The 7,013-nt window shown below is 27.6% G+C and carries 5 protein-coding genes; 4 read left to right on the plus strand and 1 reads right to left on the minus strand.

Translation table 11 applies throughout. The features are described from left to right. Positions 1-28 precede the first annotated feature (28 nt). Complete coding sequence (locus tag HZY83_RS00430; RefSeq protein ID WP_179942146.1) at positions 29-1,360, minus strand: hypothetical protein; 1,332 nt, start codon at positions 1,358-1,360, stop codon at positions 29-31. Positions 1,361-1,842: 482 nt separating this feature from the next. Here HZY83_RS00430 and glmS point away from each other — a divergent pair, with 482 nt between their 5' ends. The 4 genes from glmS (at position 1,843) to HZY83_RS00450 (ending at position 6,784) form a co-directional block, all read left to right on the plus strand. After that, positions 1,843-3,642 (plus strand): glutamine--fructose-6-phosphate transaminase (isomerizing), encoded by a 1,800-nt coding sequence (gene glmS, locus HZY83_RS00435; RefSeq protein ID WP_179942147.1) that lies wholly within the window; start codon positions 1,843-1,845, stop codon positions 3,640-3,642. A 176-nt stretch (positions 3,643-3,818) separates the two neighbouring features. After that, the gene (locus tag HZY83_RS00440; RefSeq protein ID WP_179942148.1) at positions 3,819-4,751 is read left to right on the plus strand and encodes a diacylglycerol/lipid kinase family protein; all 933 of its coding nucleotides are present in this window, start codon (positions 3,819-3,821) and stop codon (positions 4,749-4,751) included. Positions 4,752-4,874: 123 nt separating this feature from the next. Beyond that, positions 4,875-6,191, plus strand: a complete 1,317-nt coding sequence (gene murC, locus HZY83_RS00445) for a UDP-N-acetylmuramate--L-alanine ligase (RefSeq protein WP_179942149.1) — start codon at positions 4,875-4,877, stop codon at positions 6,189-6,191. 53 nt (positions 6,192-6,244) lie between these two features. Further along, positions 6,245-6,784: a DUF948 domain-containing protein gene (locus tag HZY83_RS00450; RefSeq protein ID WP_179942150.1), complete on the plus strand. Its 540-nt coding sequence runs from the start codon at positions 6,245-6,247 to the stop codon at positions 6,782-6,784. Positions 6,785-7,013 lie beyond the last annotated feature (229 nt).

Below are 7,013 nucleotides of genomic sequence, written 5' to 3' on the forward strand. Positions count from 1 at the left end.
TAAGTTAGACTTTTTTATCTTTACTATATTATTCATTCATTTCATCTGATAATAGTTTTATCATTATTTTTTGAACAAATTCTGCTAAAATCATTTGTTGGTCAGAAGAATTTTTACCAGCTAAGTCTTTGATTTCTTTAGTAGTTTCAGATGGTTTAGTAGGGTTATTACTATAAATTAGTGTAACTAATTTCATATTACTACTATCAGATAACTCATAAGTTAGAGTTGAATCTTGGACAGTAGTTTTTAGTTCCATATTACTATACGGTGATCCTACCATATCTGGTATCTTAATGTTAGTTGCAGTTGAGTTTCCAGATTTTTTAGTATCAACATTTATTTTTTGTTCACCATTGTAAGTAAGTGTATCTTTATAGCTGTTATCACCAGTTTTTTCACTAACATATTGTACTGTATCGTTAGACTCATTAGTTAAATTGAAAGATAATTTTTCTTTAGATATATTAGATTTAATTTCTAATTTCATATCTTTTGGTTTTGTTTTAATTGTATTATCTTTATAGTGAATAGTTCTAGTTACTTCTTCTTTTGTTATTTTATAATCTATTTTTATATCATCTTTAAGTTTAGAAGTATTTTCTTTTACATTTTTTACATACTCTTGTACATATTTTTTAGAAAATTCTGTTTTAGCTTTTTTAGTAGCAATTTCTTCATATTTAGATGCTAGATTATCAATTCTTTCTTTATTTAGTGTTACAGTGTATATATCATCTTTTTTAGTGATAGCTTCTTTAGGCAGAGTTTTTAATATTTCTATTACGTCACTATTGTTTAGTTGGAAGTCTGAGGTATTTTTGTCTGGAATAAATATTTTTGTAATTTCATTTACACTAATATCTATTGAATCTATGTATGATGAGTCTAAAGAATTTTGTGTTTGAGCTAATGGATATTTAAGTTGCTCTTTTATGAATTTTTCTGGAATTGAAATTGCATAGTCGCTAAGGTTAGAGTCTACTACAATGGCATCATTTCCTTTATCATAAAATGATAAATTAATTCTTTGTTCTTTATTTGTTGGATTACTAGCTTCAGCAGAAATAAATCCTTTATTCTCTTTAGGATTTTGATACATAGTTACTGCAATATCAGCACTTTCTGTATTAGACTTAATAGTAAGAGATTTTTCTTTTCCAGCATTTTTATCAAACCAAGAAATATCTTCTTTTAAACGCTCATTTGTATAAGCTGATATTTTTTCGACAGTCTCAGCTTCAGCCCTAGCTATTTTTAATACAGGGTCATTATAATATGTATAACCATAGTAAGCTCCACCTGCTCCAGCAATTGAGGCAGCAATAGCTCCTGCTATAAATATATTTTTCTTTTTCATAGTTTATTCTCCTTTATAAATGTCTATACAATTATTATAACATAATAAAAAAAAATCACAAAATTTTATCTGATTGTTGTAGTTCATCTTTATAATAAATTTTATTTTTCGTGTAATTTATAAATAATCCGTTATAAAATACGGTATGTTGACTTTCAATATTATGTGTAGTATAGTATATTTATTGAATATATAATATATGGAGGATTTAATTTTATAATTATAGCGCCCGGTCTAAGCTTTAACGGTTGACTTAAGCTTAGGTGACGAGGAAAAAAGTTATCGAATATTCGGCGGATGCTTTTTCGGAAGTTAAGAGTTTCGTTAAGTAACATACAAATAAAACAAAATTGTTACTATCTCTTTATATTTAAGGTATTAACCTTTATTTATTGTGCGTATTTTGAATAGTTTATTTAATGATATTTTTTAGATTTCTGAATTATGTACAAAATATAAAATTTATAGGAGATTAACAAATTATGTGTGGAATAGTAGGATATATAGGAAACGGAAATGGTGTAGAATTTTTAATAGATGGACTTAATAGTCTGGAGTATAGAGGGTATGATTCTTGCGGTATAGCAGGTATTTCAGATGAAGATGTCAGAGTTATAAAAACAGTAGGTCGTATAAAAAATTTAGAAGAACTAACACCAGAGGATTTAGTATTTAATGTAGGTATAGGTCATACTCGTTGGGCAACTCACGGTGGTGTAAATGTAGTTAACTCTCACCCTCATCAAAGTGCAAGTAGTAGATTTACATTGGTACACAATGGAGTTATAGAAAATTTCCAAGAGTTAAAAGATAGATTTTTTAAAGGACATAATTTTGTATCAGAAACAGATACAGAAGTTATAGTTCAATTAATAGAATTATTTGCTCAAGATGGACTTACTACTAAAGAAGCGTTCTTAAAAGCTATTTCTAAATTGCAAGGGTCTTATGCTCTATGTCTTTTAGATAAAGAAGATGCAGACACTTTATATGTAGCTAAAAATAAAAGTCCGTTATTAATAGGATTAGGTTCAGAGTGCAACTACGTAGGAAGTGATGCTTTGGCTATGATTAAGTATACTAATAAATTTTTGGAAATAAATGACGGAGAGATAGTTATAGTAAAAGCAAATAGTGTTGACATTGAGGACAAAGAAGGGAATTTAGTTTCTAGAAATCCATTTACACCTAATATTAAGTACGGAGAAATAGATAAAGGTGTTTATGATCACTATATGATAAAAGAAATAAATGAGCAGGCATTCGCTATGCGAAATATAATTTCTAAATATTTTGATGGTAAAAATGTTTCTATGGACGAAGAAATTATTAACAACATCAAAGATGCTGACAGACTATATATTATCGGTTGTGGAACTAGTTATAATGCTGGTTTAGTAGGTAAAAATTATTTTGAAAAATGGGTAAGAATACCGACAGAAGTCCATTTAGCATCAGAATTTGCATATAATATGCCTATACTTTCTAAAAAACCTATGTTTATTTTCTTATCACAATCAGGGGAAACAGCAGATTTACGTGCAGTACTTACAAAAGTAAGAGAAATAAACTCTGATTACAAATTCTTAGTATTAACTAATGTTGATGCTTCAACTTTAAGTCGTGAGTGTGATTACACATTATTGCTTCATGCAGGTGTGGAAATTGCCGTAGCATCTACAAAAGCTTATACATCACAAATAGCGGTATTAAGTATTTTAGCTTATGAAGTTGCTAATAGATTAGGGTATAAACTTAAGTTGGATATAGAAAAAGAGTTATCAGTTGTAACTAATGCAATAGAATCAATTCTTGATGATGCAAAAAATATAAAAGTTTTAGCAGATAAACTATTTACAGAACGTAATGCATTTTATATAGGGCGTGGGGTAGACTATTATAGTGCTTGTGAAGCTGCTCTTAAACTAAAAGAAGTATCTTATATTCAAACAGAAGGATTTGCAGGAGGGGAGCTAAAACACGGAACTATAGCTCTTATAGAAGAAGATACTCCAGTAGTAGCATTGATTACAAATACAAAATTAGATTTGAACACTAGAGGTAACATAAGTGAAGTTGCTAGTAGAGGAGCTAACACGTTAGTAATAACTTTAGAAAAATTAGCCCGTGAAGGTGACTATGCTATACCTAATGTTAATGAAGAGTTAGCCCCTATCGTTAGTATAGTAGTAACACAATTATTTGCTTACTATGCAGCTACAGGAAGAGGTTTAGATGTTGATAAACCACGTAACTTGGCAAAAGCTGTAACTGTAGAATAATTTTATTATAAAACTTGAAGGAATTAAATATTTCTTCAAGTTTTTTGTTGTAAATTAATTTGTAGTATTTTTTATATCAGAGCTGACACGATTTAATATTTGTTGTTTTTATGAAATAAAGCTAATTTTATGATACAATTATTATAAAATATTTCTAGTTAGTAAGAGGAAATTATATGAAAAATATAACAATAGTTACTCATTTATATGCAGGAGGAAATAAAGGCAAAGGTGTCTTGTCAAAACTACAATCTGCGTGTAATAAGAATAATATTAATTATAAAATTTATATATCTAACTATTCCGGGCATACAAAATTATTAATAAAAGAAGCGTCTAAATCTATAAAAGATATTAATAGCGAAAGAATTGTAGTTGTTGGAGGAGATGGAACTTTAAACGAAGCTATAACAGGCTTAAAAGAAGAAAATCTAAATATTCCTATTTCATATTTTCCTGCAGGAACTGGTAATGACTTTGCAAGGTCACTTAATTTGGAAATTAATGAAGAGAAGTTTATTGAGAAATTATTTAATTCTCAAGAAGAAAATGTAGAGCTTATAAAAGCCAAAGATAATAACGAAATATATTATGCGTTGAATGGCTTAGGTATCGGCTTTGATGCCTTAATATCTAATTTAGTAAATATATCAAAAAAAGATAGAGCCTCAAAGCTAGGACGCTTATCTTATTTAAGTAAATTGTTAAGTGCTTATAAAAATCGCAAGTTATTTTCTGTTGATATTATAGTAGATAATGTAATAAAATTAAAATTCAATGATGTTTTGTTCTCGGCATTTATGAAAAATCAATATTTTGGCGGCGGTATAAAAATTAATCCACAAGCTAAAGAAAATAATAATGAAATAGCATTGATAATTGCCCAAAATGTAAATTTAATTGATGTAGCTAGAATTTTGCCACATATATTATTTACAGAAAAACATTTTAAAAAGACTAAAAAGTTACAAAGAGTTGTTGGAGAAAAATTTATTTTCAATATTAAAACTAAAAATTTATTACAATTTGATGGGGAAACAAGAAAAGTAAATAATATAAATCTAGAAATATCTATTACAAATCATATATTTTACTTAGTTAGAAGATAAGATTATTAAATATTTTCTAATGTTACAAATATGTTACACTTTTCTTGAAAAAAAGTAAAATATAATGTAGAATTGTAATGGCAAATAAAAGTTATTGTAAATAACTTAGGAGGAGTATTATTAATGAATAAGTACCATTTTATAGGTATAAAAGGTTCGGGTATGAGTGCTTTGGCACAAATATTGCATGATATGGGGAACTATGTTCAAGGCTCAGACGTACCTACATACTTTTTTACACAGAAAAAATTAGAAGATAGAAATATAGAAATATTAAACTATGATGTTAATAATATAAAAAAAGATTTTATAGTTATATTAGGAAATGCATTTAATGAAGATCAAATGGAATATGTTAGAGCGAAAGAAATAGGTTCTAAAATATATACTTATAGCGAATTTTTAGGGGAGTTAGCAGACGAAATAAAATCTATAGCTATTACAGGAGCTCATGGGAAAACAACAACAACTACTATGACAAGCGCAGTTTTCAAATGTAATATGCCTACTTCTTATTTAATAGGTGACGGAACAGGAATAGGTGTAGAAAATCCAGATATTTATATTTTTGAAGCGTGTGAATATTACAGACATTTCTTACATTATAGACCTAATTATGCAGTAGTTACTAATGTTGATTTTGATCATCCTGACTATTTTAAAGATGAAGAAGATGTACTTGATGCTTTCCAAAGTTTTGTAGATCAAGTAAAAGAGGCTGTAATATATTGTGGTGATGATATACTTGCATCACGCTTAAAATCAAAAAATGCTAAAATGATTTCATATGGTTTTAATGAAGGTAATGACTACACAATAAAAAATGTTACAACCGATGAAGAAGGAAGTACATTCGATATATATAAATATGACAATTACTTTGCGACATTTAATATGAGTGTATTTGGCTTGCATGAAATTAGCAACGCAACTAGCTCTATAATTTTGGGAGATATTTGTGGATTGAGTAAAGAAGATATTCAAAAAGGATTACTTACTTATCAAAATGCAGAACGTCGCTTTACAGAATATAAATTTAAAAATAGTATAGTTGTAGATGACTATGCGCATCACCCCAAAGAAATAACAGCTACATTAAATACAGCTAGAAGAAAATATAAAGATAAAGAAGTAGTAGCTATATTTCAACCACACACTTACACTAGAACAGAAACATTTTTGACAGAGTTTGCTGACAGCTTGCGTAATGCTGACAAAGTATATTTGTATTCAATATTTGGTTCTGCACGCGAAAAAACAGGAAATGTAACTATAGAAGACTTACAAAAAGCTATAGGTAATGCCGAAGTAATAGAGGGTGCAGACGGAATAAAAAAATTATCAGTTTTGGACAATCACGTTATTTTATTTATGGGAGCCGGAGATATTAACAAATATCAACAAAAATTTTTGGAAGAAGTTAAAGAAAAAGCATTGTAATTCTATAAATTATAATTTAAAATATAATTAGTATGTAAAGAGGAGGTATAGAAATGCCAAATATAGATTGGTTAGTTCTAGCTTATGCAGGAATATTCTTATCGGGTGTAGGTATTCTTATAGTTTGTATTAGTGGAGCAGCTACTTTATTACGCGTTAGAAAATCTATAGATATTGTTACTGATATAGCAGAGGATGGATTAGATTTAGCTAGAGATCTTAATGAAACAGTGAAGAAAGTGGAGCAACAATTAGAACCTATTATGATTGAAACAAATATTCTACTTCAAAACACTAATATTTTAGCCGAAGATTTACAAGAAAAATCTGAGAAATTAAATCCTTTATTTGATTCAACAGAAAGTTTAGTGAAATCAGTAAATTCATTGCAAGATTCTGTTGTGGGAATGAAAAATAATGTCACTAATTTTAAAAAAGATACAGACGAGAAAATAAATAACGCTGTAAATAAAAGTAAAGATAGTGTAAGTAAAGCTAATGGCTTATTAAATAAATTTTTAAAAAAAGATAAATCATCAGTTGATATTTCGGTAGATATTACCACTACTGAAGAAAATAAAGAAGAAATTTAATGAAAAATAAAAGTTTAAAATGAAGTTTTTATTATGGATTAATACCATTTTGAAAACTTCATTTTAAACTTTTTTTATTTATTGGAAATTAATTTTAAATTTACTCTGTTATTTAATTTTATTATTTTGTGAATTATAAATATGTTTACTCTCAATATATAAAGTACATTTATTAAAATTCCTTATATCTGTTATATATGCTAATATTTATCTGTTAACTAATTTATAC

This window comes from Gemella sp. GH3 (assembly GCF_013415425.1).
In the GTDB taxonomy this organism is placed as follows: domain Bacteria; phylum Bacillota; class Bacilli; order Staphylococcales; family Gemellaceae; genus Gemelliphila.